Origin of the sequence: Limnohabitans sp. (genome assembly GCF_046052765.1) — a bacterium.
Taxonomy (GTDB): Bacteria; Pseudomonadota; Gammaproteobacteria; order Burkholderiales; family Burkholderiaceae_C; genus Limnohabitans.
The window spans coordinates 1-17,348 of the sequence record NZ_JAVLFQ010000029.1 but is presented as its reverse complement, the minus strand read 5'-3'; the positions used below and the strand labels follow the sequence as shown (position 1 = coordinate 17,348).

General features: G+C 45.7%; 21 protein-coding genes. 15 read left to right on the top strand and 6 right to left on the bottom strand.

Annotated elements, in window-relative coordinates; translation table 11 throughout:
- From AC9UG7_RS03545 to AC9UG7_RS03515, 7 genes are all read left to right on the top strand, one after another.
- The coding region (locus AC9UG7_RS03545; protein ID WP_509584223.1) for a DUF427 domain-containing protein at nucleotides 1–264 on the top strand (264 nt) is incomplete at its 5' end.
- Between the two features lie 313 nt (nucleotides 265–577).
- Nucleotides 578–865, top strand: a complete 288-nt coding sequence (locus AC9UG7_RS03540; RefSeq protein WP_509584221.1) for a TIGR03643 family protein — start codon at nucleotides 578–580, stop codon at nucleotides 863–865.
- A 28-nt stretch (nucleotides 866–893) separates the two neighbouring features.
- On the top strand, nucleotides 894–1,100 hold the full coding sequence (locus AC9UG7_RS03535) for a hypothetical protein (RefSeq protein WP_509584218.1): 207 nt from the start codon (nucleotides 894–896) through the stop codon (nucleotides 1,098–1,100).
- Between the two features lie 245 nt (nucleotides 1,101–1,345).
- Nucleotides 1,346–1,792, top strand: a complete 447-nt coding sequence (locus AC9UG7_RS03530) for a DUF3429 domain-containing protein (RefSeq protein WP_509584215.1) — start codon at nucleotides 1,346–1,348, stop codon at nucleotides 1,790–1,792.
- Nucleotides 1,793–1,817: 25 nt separating this feature from the next.
- A complete protein-coding gene (locus AC9UG7_RS03525; RefSeq protein ID WP_509584212.1) occupies nucleotides 1,818–3,338 on the top strand; it encodes a cryptochrome/deoxyribodipyrimidine photo-lyase family protein in 1,521 nt (506 codons plus the stop codon).
- 14 nt (nucleotides 3,339–3,352) lie between these two features.
- A complete protein-coding gene (locus tag AC9UG7_RS03520) occupies nucleotides 3,353–3,847 on the top strand; it encodes a low molecular weight protein-tyrosine-phosphatase (protein WP_509584209.1) in 495 nt (164 codons plus the stop codon).
- Complete coding sequence (locus AC9UG7_RS03515; protein ID WP_509584206.1) at nucleotides 3,840–4,202, top strand: DUF2237 family protein; 363 nt, start codon at nucleotides 3,840–3,842, stop codon at nucleotides 4,200–4,202. Before AC9UG7_RS03520 ends, AC9UG7_RS03515 begins: the two co-directional genes overlap by 8 nt.
- Before the next feature lie 134 nt (nucleotides 4,203–4,336).
- Here the strand turns inward: AC9UG7_RS03515 and AC9UG7_RS03510 are convergent, their stop codons facing one another.
- The 3 genes from AC9UG7_RS03510 to AC9UG7_RS03500 are packed head-to-tail and all read right to left on the bottom strand — an operon-like array spanning nucleotide 4,337 to nucleotide 7,718.
- Nucleotides 4,337–5,524 carry a glutathione S-transferase family protein gene (locus tag AC9UG7_RS03510; protein ID WP_509584203.1) on the bottom strand — a complete coding sequence of 396 codons (1,188 nt, stop codon included), beginning with the start codon at nucleotides 5,522–5,524 and terminating at the stop codon, nucleotides 4,337–4,339.
- Entirely contained in the window at nucleotides 5,521–6,876 is a 1,356-nt protein-coding gene (locus AC9UG7_RS03505; RefSeq protein ID WP_509584200.1) for an FAD-binding oxidoreductase, read from the bottom strand. The genes AC9UG7_RS03510 and AC9UG7_RS03505 overlap by 4 nt, the downstream gene beginning before the upstream one ends.
- Before the next feature lie 20 nt (nucleotides 6,877–6,896).
- Entirely contained in the window at nucleotides 6,897–7,718 is an 822-nt protein-coding gene (locus AC9UG7_RS03500; protein WP_509584197.1) for a DAPG hydrolase family protein, read from the bottom strand.
- A 106-nt stretch (nucleotides 7,719–7,824) separates the two neighbouring features.
- Between AC9UG7_RS03500 and AC9UG7_RS03495 the strand changes: the two genes are divergently transcribed.
- A complete protein-coding gene (locus AC9UG7_RS03495) occupies nucleotides 7,825–8,484 on the top strand; it encodes a TetR/AcrR family transcriptional regulator (protein ID WP_509584194.1) in 660 nt (219 codons plus the stop codon).
- 160 nt (nucleotides 8,485–8,644) lie between these two features.
- On the opposite strand, the gene AC9UG7_RS03490 is transcribed toward AC9UG7_RS03495, so the two are convergent.
- Nucleotides 8,645–9,571 carry a LysR family transcriptional regulator gene (locus AC9UG7_RS03490; protein ID WP_509584191.1) on the bottom strand — a complete coding sequence of 309 codons (927 nt, stop codon included), beginning with the start codon at nucleotides 9,569–9,571 and terminating at the stop codon, nucleotides 8,645–8,647.
- A gap of 83 nt (nucleotides 9,572–9,654) precedes the next feature.
- Here AC9UG7_RS03490 and AC9UG7_RS03485 point away from each other — a divergent pair, with 83 nt between their 5' ends.
- Nucleotides 9,655–10,656, top strand: coding sequence for a sodium-dependent bicarbonate transport family permease (locus AC9UG7_RS03485; RefSeq protein WP_509584189.1), 1,002 nt, complete (start codon nucleotides 9,655–9,657; stop codon nucleotides 10,654–10,656).
- Nucleotides 10,657–10,975: 319 nt separating this feature from the next.
- Here AC9UG7_RS03485 and AC9UG7_RS03480 read toward each other — a convergent pair whose 3' ends face one another.
- Nucleotides 10,976–11,701 (bottom strand): RraA family protein, encoded by a 726-nt coding sequence (locus AC9UG7_RS03480; RefSeq protein ID WP_509584186.1) that lies wholly within the window; start codon nucleotides 11,699–11,701, stop codon nucleotides 10,976–10,978.
- A 263-nt stretch (nucleotides 11,702–11,964) separates the two neighbouring features.
- Here AC9UG7_RS03480 and AC9UG7_RS03475 point away from each other — a divergent pair, with 263 nt between their 5' ends.
- From AC9UG7_RS03475 to AC9UG7_RS03455, 5 genes are all read left to right on the top strand, one after another.
- Nucleotides 11,965–12,783: a DUF2306 domain-containing protein gene (locus AC9UG7_RS03475; protein WP_509584183.1), complete on the top strand. Its 819-nt coding sequence runs from the start codon at nucleotides 11,965–11,967 to the stop codon at nucleotides 12,781–12,783.
- A gap of 169 nt (nucleotides 12,784–12,952) precedes the next feature.
- Nucleotides 12,953–13,045: a DUF2256 domain-containing protein gene (locus AC9UG7_RS03470; protein WP_509584180.1), complete on the top strand. Its 93-nt coding sequence runs from the start codon at nucleotides 12,953–12,955 to the stop codon at nucleotides 13,043–13,045.
- Nucleotides 13,046–13,185: 140 nt separating this feature from the next.
- On the top strand, nucleotides 13,186–14,727 hold the full coding sequence (locus tag AC9UG7_RS03465; protein WP_509584177.1) for a cryptochrome/photolyase family protein: 1,542 nt from the start codon (nucleotides 13,186–13,188) through the stop codon (nucleotides 14,725–14,727).
- Between the two features lie 51 nt (nucleotides 14,728–14,778).
- Nucleotides 14,779–15,396 (top strand): SOUL family heme-binding protein, encoded by a 618-nt coding sequence (locus AC9UG7_RS03460; RefSeq protein ID WP_509584174.1) that lies wholly within the window; start codon nucleotides 14,779–14,781, stop codon nucleotides 15,394–15,396.
- 290 nt (nucleotides 15,397–15,686) lie between these two features.
- On the top strand, nucleotides 15,687–16,040 hold the full coding sequence (locus AC9UG7_RS03455; protein WP_509584171.1) for a hypothetical protein: 354 nt from the start codon (nucleotides 15,687–15,689) through the stop codon (nucleotides 16,038–16,040).
- A 117-nt stretch (nucleotides 16,041–16,157) separates the two neighbouring features.
- Here the strand turns inward: AC9UG7_RS03455 and AC9UG7_RS03450 are convergent, their stop codons facing one another.
- On the bottom strand, nucleotides 16,158–16,439 hold the full coding sequence (locus AC9UG7_RS03450) for a DUF768 domain-containing protein (protein ID WP_509584168.1): 282 nt from the start codon (nucleotides 16,437–16,439) through the stop codon (nucleotides 16,158–16,160).
- A 499-nt stretch (nucleotides 16,440–16,938) separates the two neighbouring features.
- Between AC9UG7_RS03450 and AC9UG7_RS03445 the strand changes: the two genes are divergently transcribed.
- Nucleotides 16,939–17,348 (top strand): class II glutamine amidotransferase (locus tag AC9UG7_RS03445; RefSeq protein ID WP_509584165.1); only part of this gene is annotated, 410 nt, incomplete at its 3' end.

The window sequence follows — 17,348 nt, the reverse complement described above, 5'->3', positions numbered from 1 at the left end:
TCTTTTTGTGAATGGAAAGGTCCTGCCCTTTATTGGGATCTGTTTGATAGCGAACGATGTTTACCCAGAGTGGCTTGGAGCTATCCGCAACCGTTGACAGGCGCAGAGCCACTTGCTGATTGCATTGCTTTTTATGCACACCATCTTGACTGCATGATAGATGGAGCAAAGGTTGTTCCACAGTCTGGTGGTTTTTATGGCGGATGGATCACGCCTGATCTGTCAGGACCCTTTAAGGGTGAACCAGGTAGCAGCGGCTGGTAAGGGATATATTTTTTTGTTATCTGGCAATGCCTTCGAGCTGCGTTGCAGCCAAGGGCGTAAGCGCACAAATACTCTAAGCAAGCGCAAAACATCATTTAAGTGGCCAAAAGCTTGCGATGTGTCCTGCATTTTTTCAAGCCCTTGGTAGTTAATTCATTGTTTTTGTCCCCCACTTACAAACTCAAAGCATGACCATACATTGAGTTAACCTAACATAAATTCACAAAAAATTGTATTATTCACAGGGTCAATACTCATAAATCTAGTCAGAATTTTTCAATCCTTCACCTCAGATCTCAACCTACTACTCTCAATGTCAGTCCTCAAATTCATTAATCACAAGGGCTTGACTGCAGGCGACATATCCCATGTTATACAAATGGCATGGGAAGACCGCACTTCTTTTGAAACTATCAAAGAGCGCTTCGGGATGACAGAAGCAGAGGTCATACGTCTCATGCGTTCTGAATTAAAGCCCCCTTCTTTTAGGATGTGGAGAAAGAGAGTTACTGGTAGAGCAACCAAACATCGTGCCTTGAGAGATCCATCTATGAAGTTCAATGACCGCCACATTGCAGATCACCGAAGAGCCAATTGCTAAAACTTACACCTGAGAAAAAGGAGCAACCATGAGCGAAGACCCAAGATGCTGTGGTACTGGTACTTGCATCATCAATACTGAAGGTGTTTGTTGGTGTGGCCAAGTTTGGGACGGCGAAAAAATGTGCATGCCCACATTATCAACATATGAAGCCGCCCCAGAAACAAAAAACCCAGTCGATATTACTGAGCATGGTTTTCAGAGCAGTCGCAACCCCTCTCTTAAATTGGATTAAAAATGACTTGTGGTCTTTATTCACTATCGGCGGTAAATCCATAGATTTGATTGGGAGTCTGAACAAAGTCGTGTCCAAAGTAACACGCTATGGTAAGCGTGTTGTTATTGAGTGGTTACACCAAACGGCACAAGGCCGCGTCTTTCATCCGTGAATTCCTGTCTCACAAAGTCTGTACCGTAACTACGCTGCCAATCAATTGCTTGGGTACTCCTTTTAAATCATTCAATTGAAACTACTACATCATGCATACAAATCCCTCATCACCGTCGTTGATAGCTAAAACCATTGGATACGCAGGACTCATTCCATTTATTTGCTTATCTGCACTGTCGGTTTTATTGAATGGCATACAACAGTCAACCAACTTGTTCAGCTTACTGGCTTATGGAGCAACCATTATCAGTTTCTTGGGCGCTATCCATTGGGGACTGGCCATGCGTGAGGAACAGCCTGATCCTATTGCCATTATTTGGGGCGTTATTCCTAGCCTCATGGCATGGGGCAGTTTGATTGTTGGCACCCATTGGGGACTGGAAATTCAATTCATTACCCTGTGGATTTGTTTTTTTGTAGACTTCAAAAGATATCCGCAATTTGGTGTGTCGCAATGGTTGAGCATGAGACTTCAACTCACAGTAATTGCTGGTATTTGCTTGGCAGTACCGGTTGTCATGCCAAAAATTTCCTAACGCTTCTAACTGGTAGGTATTTGAAATGAGTTATGCCTTAGTCTGGTTCAAGCGCGATTTACGATGGCACGACCATGAAGCGCTTACGCAGGCTAGCAAACAAGGACCCGTGCGCTGTATCTACGTCGTTGAGCCAGAACTCTGGCTTCAACCCGACACGGCACTTCAGCACTTTGAATTCATCCGCGAGTCCTTGCAAGATGTGGATGCATATTTACGCAGTTTGGGTGGCCAAATTGAGATTCATCATGGCGACATGGTCACAGTTTTGTCTGACATTTGGAAAGAGGCGCCATTCAATACTCTGTATTCACATGAAGAAACAGGTAACGGATGGACTTATTCGCGTGACCAGAAAGTAGCTGATTGGTGTCGACATCAAGCTATTCCTTGGCATGAATTTGCTCAGTTTGGCGTTGTACGTCGTCTAAAGAATCGTGACGTGTGGCAAAGCGCATGGGAGCAGCATATGCGCACGCCTCAAACACATTGTGAGGTCATGCGTTTTTGGCGCCCGCCCAGCACAGGTGGTCTGACAATCAACGCCCCATCACACTTGCAACATAACCCACCTCAGCGACAGCTCGGGGGCCGCACACTCGCTTTGAAAACTTTACATAGTTTTCTACATGCACGCAGCATTGGTTACCGAGGCGGTATTTCCTCTCCTCTGTCGGCACCCGATGCATGCTCGCGAATATCCGCATACTTGACCTATGGTTGCATCAGCATGCGCGAAGTGGTGCAGCAAACCCGAGCACAACTTGCTCAAATTCCACCACAGGCCAGTCGACACCGTGCTGGCCTAACCGCTTTTATCAGCCGCCTTCACTGGCATTGTCATTTCATACAAAAACTGGAGAGTGAGCCTGCTATTGAGTGGCAAAACATGCACCGTGGCTACGATGGACTTCGGGAGAAAGATTTCAATGACGAATATTTTGAAGCGCTCAAAGATGCAAGAACTGGTTGGCCTATGGTTGACGCCTGCGTAGTGATGCTCAGGGAAACGGGATGGCTGAATTTCCGCATGCGTGCCATGTTGGTTTCAGTCGCAGCTTATCCGCTTTGGCTGCACTGGCGTGAGGTGGGGAATTGGCTGGCTACACAATTTTTAGATTACGAACCCGGTATCCATTGGAGCCAACTGCAAATGCAGTCCGGAACCACGGGCATCAACACGACCCGGGTATATAACCCTATCAAGCAAGCGCAAGACCATGATCCGAACGGCAATTTTGTCAGGCATTGGCTACCCCGAATGAGAGCTGTTCCACAACCTTGGTTGTTCCAACCTTGGCTGATTCCCCAAGACTCACCCATTCCCAGAGTTAATGAAATCGACATCGTTGAACCTGTGGTGGACTTGGCCATGGCCACGCGGGAATCTAAACAAAGACTTCACCAGCTCAGACAAACCCCATCAGTCAGGGCTGGCAAAAAAGAAGTGGTTGAAAAGCATGCATCTCGTCAAAAGCACAAACCCGTTGTCAAACAATCTCGGCAACCCCCAAAAGACGACATACAACTCGGATTTGATTTTTAACTTTTCGTAAAAAAATGAATGATCACAAACTCAAAATACTGTTTGTTTGCATGGGCAATATTTGTCGCAGTCCTACTGCTGAAGGCGTATTTAAAACAAAACTGAAAAATAGCAAACTCGATGAACAAATCCATGTAGATTCAGCTGGTACGCACAACTATCATCCTAACTCTCCTCCTGACTCGCGCAGTCAATTGCATGCACTGAAACGTGGATACGACCTTTCCAATTTAAGGGCGCGGGCTGTCAACGAAGGCGATTTTGAAAACTTTGACTTACTGATCACCATGGATTGGGACAACCGCGCCTTACTTGAGCAACGTTGTCCTCCCCTTCTACACCACAAAATAAGAGGGTTTGCAGAGTTTTTAAAAACTTCCGATGCCACTGTGATTCCTGACCCCTACTATGGTGACGAAAAGAATTTTGAATACGTTCTCGATTTGGTTGAGGAAGCTTGTGAGGGATTGATGGAATTTGTGATCAAGAAAGTGCACGCTCATGATTAAACAAACCCTCAACGTACTTGGTACTGAATTGATTCCATGCTCTTATGACCCGCTGACTGGATTTTTCAGAGATGGCTGCTGCAAGACTGACAGTCAGGACCATGGAAGTCACGTCGTTTGCGCCCGTATCACGCAGGATTTTTTAGATTTCACCCTCAAGCAAGGAAACGATTTGAAGACACCGCGGCCTGAATACAGATTCAAAGGACTTAAACATGGTGATAAGTGGTGCTTGTGTGCCTTGCGTTGGAAAGAGGCCTTTGCAGCTGGTGTGGCACCTCCTGTGATTTTGGAAAGCACGCACTCAAAAGCCCTTGAATTTGTCACGCTGGATCAACTGAGATCTGGGCATTGAGCTTTTTTTCTTGAAGCCTAAAGAACGCTATCTGCAGATTGAATGGATTGAGCCGTGGCATGGGTGTCGCACATCACCTTGGTCAAAATGAGTGACAACATATCGGACGAGGATTTCATGAAAAATGTCTTCTTCTAGCTCAAAACCAACACGTTGTTGAGTCGAGCCATGGGAAGCGGAAAAGTCAAATCCATCACTGCCTGTCCCCCCGTTCGCTTGAGCAATGCAGCGAAGCGTTGCGACGCCTCGGATGACATTGCATGCACTACATTCTGCGTTAATTGAAACAACCACAAGCCATGAACTGCACTAGCGCGTTGCACACGAATACCTCGCCATTCATAGCTGACCATGCCCAGTGTGGGGTGAACCAATCGACTGTCGTTGACGTTGATGAGATCTCCAGTTTGTTTGTCAGGATGGGCGTTGATCCATCGCTGGTAAATGGAAAGGTCAGCCACAAGCTGTGGCCCCCAGTCCTTGAAAATCAATGCCAGCAGCGGCTCCAACGTCATCGGAATGGCGTCTTCCGATAACCAATCAGCAACATCTGTTGTGTATTCGCCATCTGGCATATTAGGCATTTGCATGCGCTCTACCCAACGTGCAACATTTGGCGCACGCTTTTTCATCAACGCAGCAGGGTATGGATCTCGCCCGAGGTGAGCGTACAAGGGTGCGATGAGGCCAAGGTCGGCAATACTCACGCGATATCCCATCACATAGGGGTAACGCTGAAAATGAATATCTAATATTTCCAGCAGTTCCTCGTATGCAGTTTCAATCAAAGGGGCTGTCTGTGGATTGATACCCAGCGCTGGCAAACTGGAACTGAAGAAATCCATCACCCGCCTGCCAGCCGCACGCCTTGCTTCGCGATCCTCAGCGCCATACAGTCCCCGCCCAAATTCGGTCTGTAAGTACAGCTCTTGCTCATCGCGGTAGCTCCATCGGTAATGCATTGCAGGCTGCAACATACCTTCAAGACCAAAACCATCGATCAATCGTGCCACCACCAGTTGTACAGGTGTGGACGGCCTCATGCTAGTAGGCGACGTTATATCTTCCAACCCGTCAAGATAAGTAACGATGTCTGTAGAGTCTTGAATGAATTGCCCCTCAGGCGTTTCGAGCACAGGAAAAGTCACCATTCCAACAGCTGGTCGAACGCGCTTTTTGTAATCAGGATGCGAGGGACATTTTTCCTGAAAAGACAGACCTTTCTTGATCAGACAAGACCGTGCCTTACCCGTGTACAGCGAGTGCGGTGTGCCCCAAAGTATGAATGGCGCTTTTGTATCAACGGCAGTGGTCATGGTCATGAACTTTGGATCGGTAATCGACCCATCCAAGGATGAAAGCGTCCCTCTGGGTCATACTTTGCTCTGGCTTGATCGAGACGCGCCATGTTGGCGTCCGACACAAATTTGGCGGGCCGACGTGCGAGGTTTTCATCAGCGAGTTGGATGCCTCGACTCCATGACTCCAATGCCTTCATGTGGTCTGTTGCCCAATTCACGTGTTGGGCTTCATCAACGCCATTGCCCAAGCCGCAATAAAGCGCAAGATAGGTTCTGTGTTCCACCGAAAAGGCCATGTCAGGTCGCTGAGCGGGACCGTTCCAGTTAAGCCACAGCACATGGCTGGGATGCGGTGGTTGGGTGTTTGCAATTTCACGCATCGCTGGCAACAAGGGCTCTATGGGATCGTTCATCCACATGTTGTCTGCGCTCCAACGCGTGTTGGAGAGAAACAGCGTTTTCTCACCGGTCTTCATCATGAATTCCAACGACATAGGCAACAGTGGCAGATGCAAACTTGACAAATGTCGAACCGGACTGCGTGTCATGAAACTCACTAACTCACGCGCCTCAGACCAACTATCGGCCATCACTGGCGCAATCACTTCCATACCGTGAGAATTGATCAACAAGGCCTTGGGATTCATGACGATTTGAAATTCCACCTGTGGCGACACCTGTGGCCCCACTTGGTCTGCCCAGCGCATGACTTGCTCTAAATGCTGGATACGAAACACCTGTGTTTTCAAGCCTATGAATTTAGCGCGTTTGTGCAGTTGTAAATGGAAACGCACCACCACACCGAAAAAACCGGGTCCGGCGCCTCTGGCAGACCAATACAACTCTGGATGCTCTGTGGCGCTGGCATGAACCAATGTTCCATCAGCTAACACCACATCAATACCGATCACGTTTTGACAACCCATGCCTACATTGCGACTGTTCCAACCAAAGCCACCTTGCAGCAAGAACCCCCCCATGCCCACGGTATAGGCATGGGCAGTCGGAAAAAAGAGTTGATGCTTGACAACAGCTGCATTCAATTCACCAGCCAATACGCCTGGGCCAATCACAGCGGTCATCTGGGTGGCGTTGATATCTATACTTTTGAGACGAGATAAATCGAGCATCAGCCCGCCGTCTCGAATATGGTTTTGCGCCCAGCTGTGGCCGCCCGAGCACATGCCAATATGCATGCCGTCTTTTGCTGCATGCCGCACAGCTGCCATCACTTCATACACGTCATTGGCTTGTACTACAAGGTCTGGTCTACGCCCAGGGTCGCGCACCGTGAAACTGGTGCCCAACACCGCTTCTTCAAAACCAGCATCTGAGCGTCTGATCACGCGTCCTTGGGAATGACTTTTGTTCATGGTGTATTCCTTGGGTCGCGTCAAGCCTTTGTAGGGCCAAATGTTTGATAGAGATCTGGCAACAATGCGGCCAAATGGGTCATTTCCTGAGCGCAGTGCACCAAGAGTTCTGAGGCCTGTGTAGGACTCAATGGGTTGAAGTGGGCAGCCAGTCCACCCAACCACCTCCCCCATCGGTTGTCCATACCTCTGGCGCAAACATTCTGGCCGCCTAACCAAAAACGTGAACGCATCTCACACCCTCCTTCGACAGGACGCAAGTGATGAACCAACCAACCGGTTTCCATGGGTGTACCAGCGATGCCGCCACGAGCGCAAATCGCGACTTCGCCTTGCTGCTTTAATCGGTCTTCATTCAATCCCATGCTGGAAGGAGGTACAAATCGGATAGTGAGGCTTAACAGTTCACGACCAACGTACTCAACCACATGAGAGGTACGGCCAACGTAATGGTTTAAATCATTTCGGCCATCGGCCCATGCCACATGGATATGGGCACGTGGATGCCACAACTTATAGCGTTGTGCTTGACTGCCGTGCCACGCAAACCACCAATCCCACATGGTAGGTGTCACCCCGGGCATTGGCGTCAACACAAACACCTGCACCGAGCCATCTAAGCCAAGTCCATAACCCGTTTCCACCGGCCAGTAACCAGGGTCTGACAATTCAGCCGCACGGTCTACCAAGGGAAACAATTCGCTGGCCTGACCGCCAATCAGCAAAGCCTCTTTGACATGATCAGCCAATATGGCCATGTCGTTATGAAAAAAAGAGGCATAGGGGCTGCTTGCCATTTCTTCCGGTGTATAGCCCAAATGCATTCCGCGCGGCATTTGCATGGTTTAAATCCTGATCAAGCTTGATTGCAAATAATTATGTCGCTTGGCATAATTAAACAGCAAGCTAGGGACTTCCCTAGTCTTCATCCGTTAGAGTTCGAACCAAATGACCATAGCTGTAACCAAACGTAAGCCAGGACGACCCGCACGCACCGACAGAGATGCGAGTGCGGTCATACGCACCGCTGCATTGAATGTGTTTGCAGAAAAAGGGTTCAACCACGCCAGTATTTTAGAAATTGCGAAGGCAGCAAATGTGGCAAAACCGCTCATTCACTACCACTACGCCACCAAAGAAGCGCTGTGGCAAGAGGCGGTCAGTCAAGCGCAACTGGCATTGATGGCTGAATTGAATTCAGTGCAGGTCTTGATGTCTAATTTGAATGCCATGCAAGCAATCGCGCTCATGGCCAAAAAGTTGATTGAGTTTGCAGCGCACCATCCCCAGTTAGTGCGTATTGTGGTGGACGAAACTGGCAAAGGCGGTCCGAGGGCCGAATGGCTTTACGAGCAGTTCTTATTGCCCAGTTACACGATGAGCAAATCGATGATTGAAAAAGTCAGTAAAGACTTGAAATTAGCAACTCGCAAACCCAAGGCAGAACATCTTGTGCCAACGGTATTAGGTGTGATGTACTTCCCGTTTTTAGAAGCTGAAATTATTAAACGCGCATATAACACTGATGTATATTCGCCCGCTTATATTCAAAGACAAAGCGAAGTTTTGCACAAAGTGTTGCTTTCCTTTTTTGTTCCCACCAAATAAAGTTTTCATAACCATCCTATCTTTTGTAACCAGTGAAATACCCATAGATTACGGAATAAAGTAGTTCAAGTTAGCACGGAAGATAGGCGTTATGAGGACATCGCAACCTTTGATTCATTCAATCCTTTTGAGCAAGAAACTCTAAGTGCCTTTTGCCTTCTTAAATGGAGCTTCCAGCAGAGCGAGTAGTAGAAACAAATTTAACAGCACTGCTGAAAAGCTCAGCTTTAAATGCATGGGCGATTGGAGAAAGTTGTTTTTTTGAAGGATTGACGACGTGCCAGTGAGAGCTGATTGGAAAACCTTTGATGTCAATCATCGAAACGCCGTGTTCTTTTTGACGCCCGTGCAATGCGTATTTTGATACCACACCAATTCCAAGACCTCCAGCCACAGCTTCTTTGATGGCTTCATTGCTTCCTAGTTCCATGCGTATATTAGGACAAAACTTAAATTGTTTAAAGAATTTATCTGATGTCATTCTTGTACCAGAACCTTTTTCACGAAGAATGAACCTATCGTCTTTAAGAGTGCTGAGTGGAATAGATTTTTGCTTTGCAAGGGGCGAGTTTAGTGCTGCAATAGCCACAAGTTGATTGTCCATAAAAATATCATCATCTAAATCGATATCTTTCGGGGGTTGAGACATGATGTAAATGCCATCCAAGTTATCCAGCATCCGAGATACGACACCATCTCTATTCAAAATTTCAAGAGAAACGTCTATATCAGGGTATTTTTTACAAAACTGACCAATTAAACGAGGCATGAAATATTTGGCTGTGCTGACTACTGCAATTTTTAATTTTCCTCTTGTGATTCCATTTGTTGAATCCACATTTTGTTCAAATGCAGCCCATGTATTGAGTATCTGTCTTGCTGTATCAGCCAATTCTTTACCAGTATCTGTCAGGTAGATTTTTTTTGAAATCATTTCATACAACGGCAATCCCACCGCATTGGTAATTTCCATAAGTTGCATGGATGCTGTCGGTTGGGTAACAAACATTTGTTTTGCGGCGGCACTGACACTTTTAGTTTCGGCAAATGCCAAAAATAATTTTAATTTTTTGAAGGTAATGTTCATAGATTTTTATCTATATCTAAATATTTAAAAATTGATTTTACAAAGAAAAAGAATATACATAAAATTTTTTAAAAGGAAATTTTATGCACTCATTACTTGACCCAGCCATACTTTTTTTTATATTTGGCGTTGTGGCAGCCAGTTTGAAATCCAATCTTGAAATTCCTCCCGCAATTTCAAGATTTCTTTCTCTCTATTTATTAATGGCTTTGGGACTCAAAGGCGGATTTGCATTATCAAAATCAAGCTTTACACAAGAAGTAGCCGCAAGTCTCGGCGTTGCAATCGCGCTTGCCATTGTCATTCCGTTGATTGGATATTTCATACTCAAAAGAGTGTTACCACATTTTGACGCAGCAGCCGTCTCCGCCACCTATGGTTCAGTCAGTGCTGTTACTTTTGTCACCGCAGTTCAATATCTAGATAATCATGAAATAAGTTACGGCGGCTATATGGCAGCGGCTATGGCTTTGATGGAATCCCCAGCCATAATCTTAGCCGTTTTGTTAGCGAATAACTTGAGACACCAGAGCTCAGAATCGAGCTTACATACTCAAAATATATCAACAGATCAGTCAAAGCTCACGGAACCAATTTCTTTTAGAAAAATACTCCATGAATCTTTCACCGATGGCGCCCAACTCTTGCTTTTGGGTTCGATGCTCATTGGTTTAATTACTGGCGATACAGGAAAAATTGCAATGCAACCATTTTCTGGGGATTTATTCAAAGGAATGTTGGCTTTCTTTTTGTTAGACATGGGATTGATGACAGCTAGAAATTCACACCAATTGAAAGGAATGCCTGTCAGTTTGATTGCTTACGCTGTTTTTGCACCAATCATTCATGCATGTATAGCTCTTATATCCGCATTGATCATTGATGCATCAGCAGGTGACGCAGCACTTTTAATGGTTTTGGCTGCAAGTGCTTCATACATTGCCGTACCTGCTGTATTGCGAACAGCCATACCTGAAGCCAGACCTTCACTTTATTTTGGTATGTCGCTAGGTATCACTTTTCCACTGAATTTGTTGATAGGCATTCCAGCCTACACCTATGTCGCGCAGTTTGTTGTTCAATGAGGAGGCATCATGAAAATAAATTACAGAAACAAAACAGTTTCTTTATTGACCAAGCACGGTAAAGAGAAGATCTGACATGCCAGGCTATTGGAAAACCAAAGCTGAAACCGGCTTACCTTGCAGAGCCTGTGGATTCCCAACCCATGTACCGCGTGTGAAACTTGGTCCTGCAACTATTGCGAATTCAAGTCTCATTTGACAATGAATCTAGTTGAGACTGCTGAGCCAGCAGAATGCGGGATATGCAACCCTTAAAGCGATAGGTCAATCACGCCATGAGCATTTCATCAAGCTGTATGCAAGCCTTGAAAAAAACTAATCAGTATCTGTTGTAAATTTCCAGAGCTTTGAGCATAGATTTTTCTTTTTTGATGATGGGCATCATTTTTGATTCTTTGTCGTCGTACTGTTTCAGCAACTCGATAATTTTTTCTGCGTGCGCAGCAGGTACCACCACAATGCCGTCGGTGTCTCCTACGATGTAGTCACCTGGATGGACCATTACATCACCGCATTTGACGGGCACTTGCTTTTCAGAACTCACCATGCGACCTACCGATGTTGCTGGCGTGATGCGACGAGACCAAACAGGAAAACCAATTTGTCTGAGCTCAGCAACATCGCGAACAGCACCATCAATCACTGCTCCAGCCAAATTGCGAACTTTGGCTGTTGTACCCATCAAGTTACCCATGGCGGCAATGTCCAGCCCGTCTTGCATGACGTACACCAACACCGATCCTTCGGGGGCTTGATCTAAAATTTCCAGAGCATAGTTGGGATATTTGCGGGTATCGCCTTTGAGTACAGGCCGCAATACAGCAGTAACCGCGCGACCCACGATACGCGCATCAAAGATAGGCTTCATGTCAGCAGACATCCATCCCCTGGCGCCAGTGGCTTCATCCACTGCATCTGCAATATTGCCTGTGCTGTTCTCAGGCAAAGACAGCGCTTTGATAATTTCAGCTTCTGTCATGGCCGCGAAAGCCGGAGTTAAAGTCAGTAGCACCCACAGACTACACCATTTGAAAAAACGTTTCATGGCAATTCACTCCAAGGTTACTCAAAGAAACGGTACTTTAAACGAGTTTCAAAGTACGCACAACGTTATTGAGGCCAAGAACTTTGAGGCAAAGTTTTGGGATTCAAATTAACGACTTACCCCATTGACATACTCATAATGTAAAGAATAGTATTTGCAACAGCGTCAGTCAATTTTAATTGCTTAAAGCAGGTCAACATATGCAAATGCCGTTTGGACTTACTGTTTTCTTTGGTGCATTGGTTGTTTGGGTGGGTTTACTGTTGCTGGGATTGACCCGCAAAAAATTTACACCATTTATTATTTTCGGCATTGCATTTTTGCTGTTCATGAATGTCCGCTACTTGATTGAGGGCGCTCCGGCAGCCATCGCATTTTTTATTGGCATCTACGATGTACTTGATAACCTAGGTTTGCAAGCTGGCCAAACGGCAGCCGCACTGGCCACTTGTCCATCCAATACCTGCACTGTGTGGGGCGCCACTTATGAATTGCATCCTTCTTGGGGCACAGCTTTTTATGATCGTTTTCTCAATGGGACCGAATTGAGGACAAATCTTCTTTACGCTCACCTGAGCTTCAATTCCATCGTTTTTGTACTCATGCATATCCAGCTTTCGCGACCTGGAACAGGTGCTAATGCCGCAATGCACAGTTACCTTGGAAAAATATCTTTTGCTTGTTTGACCGTCGGTACAGTCTGTGCTATTTGGTTAGCCGCCTCCCACGGTTCAGTCAATGAATATGGCGGAAACCTGTCCATGTATGGTTTTTGGTCAATGTCATTTTTTGTTTATGGCTGTGCCGTGATGGGGGTGTTAGCCATTCGAAGAGGCGACATAACCAGCCATAGAATTTGGATGATTAGATTTGCCGGCTCTATGTGGGGCGCTTTTTGGCTGTTCAGAGTCATACTGTTTGTGATGGGCCCTGTGCTGCGCGATTACCCTTCTGCGAATATTTTGTTGTGTATTTGGGTGTCTGCTCCCCTTGGCATACTCATTGCTGAAATAGCCAGAAGAAAAATACTGGATGTGCGATCGAATACCCCGAAGCAAACGGGTGATTTAGCTTATGACTAAATCATCTCTGCAAAACCGAACTGGTATCCTTCCCTTGGCTTAAAACTCTAAGGACTAACCATTCCGCTAGTTCACCCCACGCAGAAAATTTATTCATGTCGAATACAGCTTCATTTAAAGGCAATAAAAAAATCTTCCCAGCAAACCGTGTAAAGTTTGTGGGCGAGATATGAGCTGGCGCAAGGCATGGGCTAAGAATTGGGATCAGGTCTTGTACTGCTCTGAGGCTTGTCGACAAGCTAAATCAAGCCACGCTACATAATCATCAATGCACAGCCATAGATGCACCAGCGTTATTCTTAGCCGATCTTTCTGCTAAAGAATTTCGAATAATATGTACATGTTTGCAAGTAAGCATCAACAGTACTGCGAGCCGACATCAAGCAACTTAGTTAGGATTCCATGGCATTCCCTGTACGTCATCTGGTGGTAGTTCTTGGCGACCAACTGAATGAAGATTCATCAGCTCTGGTAGATTTTGATCCCGGTCAAGATGCGGTATGGATGGCGGAAGTGGATGAAGAATCTACGCACGTTGCGTCTGCCAAACAGCGAATCACTGTATTTTTAAGTGCTATGCGTCACTTTGCGGCGGCATTAAGGGACAAAGGTTGGCATGTCATTTACAGCGAAATTGATGCCCCAGACAATCTTGGTACTTTGGCAAAAGAACTTGAAAAAACAATTAAGCAATGCAATCCGAAACACATCATCTTGACTGCGCCAGGAGATTGGCGCGTCTTGCAAAGCATACGCCACATCACCCAACAGCTGGGTATACCTATAGACATCAGGGATGACACGCATTTCATCAGCACCGTTCGCGAATTTTCAGCCCACGCTGAAGGCCGTAAACAATTGCGTCAAGAATTTTTCTACCGAGAGCTCAGGTTAAAGACTGGTATTTTGATGAATGGAAAACAACCCATCGGTGGCAAGTGGAATTTTGACTCGGACAACAGAGGAAGCTTTGGCAAAAAGGGGCCGGCCCATTTACCAAAGCCATCGCGATTTATACCTGATGCAATAACCCAAAAAGTCATTGACATCGTTCAATCACGTTTCAATAAACACCCAGGTTCTTTGGAGATTTTTGCTTGGCCAGTGACACGCGCACAAGCGCTTGAAGCCTTGGATGATTTCATCAAGATGCGTCTTCCTAGCTTTGGACTTTACCAAGACGCCATGTGGGAGGGCGAGGTTTGGCTTTACCACTCTCACCTTTCAAGCGCGTTGAATCTAAAGCTATTAAATCCCCGAGAAGTTATAGATTCAGCTTTGACAGCTTTCAACAATGGCCATGCACCCTTGGAAGCAGTGGAAGGGTTTGTTCGTCAAATACTTGGCTGGCGGGAATATGTCAGGGGTATTTATTGGACGCACATGCCGACCTATCTTGAACTCAATTCAAACAATGCACATGCATCGCTTCCAAGTTTTTACTGGACAGGGGACACACGAATGGCTTGTTTGCGGGATGCTATTGAGCAAACACTTACCCATGGCTATGCCCACCACATACAGCGCTTGATGGTGACTGGTCTGTATGCATTGCTTTTAGGCGTTCATCCCAAAGAAGTACATCAGTGGTACTTGAGTGTTTATGTGGATGCCGTTGAATGGGTAGAGTTGCCCAACACCTTAGGGATGAGTCAATTTGCAGACGGCGGCCTGATGGCCAGCAAGCCCTACATAGCGAGTGGCAAATATATCGACCGCATGAGCAACCATTGCAAAGGCTGTCAATTCGATCCTGCCGAATCAGTCGGCGAAAATGCCTGCCCTTTCACAACTTTGTACTGGGACTACTTACACACGCATACTGATACCTTAGCCAAAAATCCACGTATGTTGATGCAATTAAAAAATCTAAACAGGCTCACAAAGGAAGACCGAACGCTCATTCACGAACAAGCAATCAAGCATCGATCTTCGGTACAGTGAATAATGCATCATGTATTCAATACTCCATCGATTCAGTTGACAGGAAACAATATGATGACAGCAACAAAATTTCTCTTTTCTGTGTTATTAATTTACTTATGGTCAGGAAACGTGATGGCTATCGAAGAACCCAAGTATGAAGTTTTGCGGACAGAAGGTTCCTACGAAATTCGAAAATACGCACCTTACTTAGTGGCTGAAACATTGGTCGATGGTGACATGGACGAGGCATCTAGCAAAGGTTTCAGGCTGATTGCTGACTACATATTTGGCAACAACCAAGCTGCCAGTTCATCACAGAGTGAAAAAATAGCCATGACTGCACCCGTGACCTTGCAACCCCAGCAGGAATCAGTGAGTATGCAAACGGCAAAACAGTGGCTTGTTAAATTCGCAATGCCCAGTCAATACACGCTTGCATCTATTCCTAAACCCAAAAACAATGCTGTCACTTTAAAAGAAATCCCTGTGAAATACTTTGTTGTCCTAAATTATTCAGGCTTGAACACACTTTCTAAAGTTCAGAATAAAAGTATGGAAGCCTATGAATGGGCCCAAAAAAATAACTTAAAAACCCTAGGCTCGCCGCAATTGTCCAGGTACGACCCACCGTGGACATTGCCCATGCTCAGACGCAATGAAATGATGATTGAAATATCTGCTCCATAGTTCAGATATTGAAACTATTTCTGATCTTTGTGGGTAATGTCAAGACTTGAAACATTCAAAAATGAAAATCAAAACCGCCCTTTTTACTATTGTGAATTCATTCGGTCAGTGAATGTTCAGTACACAACTTAGCCATAAGGTCGGGGGAATCTTTACATATAAATAATACTTAGATGATCATTTTTTGATCCAAGAATGTCAGTTGGTGCTGAACGGGCACTCCAGTTCGAAAATATGGTCTCACTCTAAATGCATTAAAGAATTAGCCCATTCGAACCGAATCTAGGGGTATGAGAGCTGAACAATTTATTCAATTTGCCAACGATTTTGCAAGTGCCAGTGCAAAAACTTCTAGCAATGAAATTCAAGATGCGTATGAAAATAACTTGAAATGTCTGGCGCGGCCTGGGGACCATGTCATCGTGATGAAAAAGCCTTGGCCGATCGGGCGTTGGGCAAAAGTCATTGCATTTCGTGAATTCAACCCCTGCTATTTCAGAGTAGAAGTGGAATTAGAAGGAAAGCATATACAACTTCCTGCCCATGCTTTATCACGCTGGGTAGGTGGTCCTGATTGTGAAAAGGCAGAAATGAAAAATATTTATTTGCTGATGAAGATCAATGGTTTGAAGTTAGCGAAATAAATGCTTTGTCAACTTTTAATCATCTAGATTATTTATTGAACTTATCTCAGCCCATTTGTATCGCAGTAACGTCCCGCACCATTAAATTAGTACTCAGGACTGTACCAGTTGCCCAGCTCAATCGCCATCTTCATTCTCATTCGCGAGTTCCGACTTGAGACGATAGACATCGATATCAAAGTCGGTGCTGTCCGATACAGCTGCCAGTACCAGGGGTAGAACTTGCTCCCGCTCCTCCTCTGACTCGGCTGTCGTGAAGCCAGCAGTGACCGCTTCATCAAACAGTTTTTCCGTCAGCCGCTTTGCTTTTACTTCGTGGCTTTCAATGTCGGGATTGGCACCGGGAAGGATGTTTTCCTCGATCCATGTTTCAACCCACCTGATAAATCGTTTACTCATGACGTCCCTTCCATCTACTGAATCATCAGCAAAAAAAGTTTTTAACCCAAGGGGCTTGCCCTGTAAACCAGACCAAGACTTAAGCATTTTAATGTACAGCGCGGCGCACGAACTGAGACCTGTCAGGAACTATCGATAGGCCAATGCGTTTAAGTTTTTGAATTGAATGGGGATTTTCTGGTGCGTGGTGAGGGTTTCGAACCCCCGACCCCCGCCGTGTGAAGACTCCGACAACATGCCAATTTCCCCTTTGAAATCAATAAGTTAACGCATCATGTCGGAGCCAAAGTAGTATGGTTGTAGTATAATAATGAATAATTAAATATTACTTTTTATAATATCTTAGAACTTCTGGGACAGCAAGCGTAAAGAGTCTTTACGCTTGTGCGTTTTAGAGTCCAGCCGAAGTGTCGGCGAATATTCAGCTCGGGCAAAGTATGTGGAGTTTTCGCTATGCAATAGACTGCAAGACATTGCCAATCCATTTAAGGAGGTCACCATGTGCAGATGGGTTGCTTACGCGGGTCCAGAAATTTACCTAGAAGACTTGGTATTTCACCAAGAGCACTCGATAGTGAGTCAAAGCCTTGCTGCTAACCAATCTAGTTGGGTCACAAATGGCGATGGATTTGGTGTTGCTTGGTACACCCAGCGCACCACGCCTGGACTATTTAAAGATGTACTGCCAGCTTGGAACGATGCCAATCTTCGCTCGCTTGCAGCACATATTCGGACAAGTTTGTTTTTCGCTCATGTACGCGCCACCACTGGCACTGCAGTCAACAGAAGCAATTGCCATCCGTTTATTTGGCAAAACTGGACCTTCATGCACAACGGCAAGATTGGCAATTGGCATAACTGCCGCAAAGATGTAGAAGACTTAATTGACCATGTGCACTACCCACACAG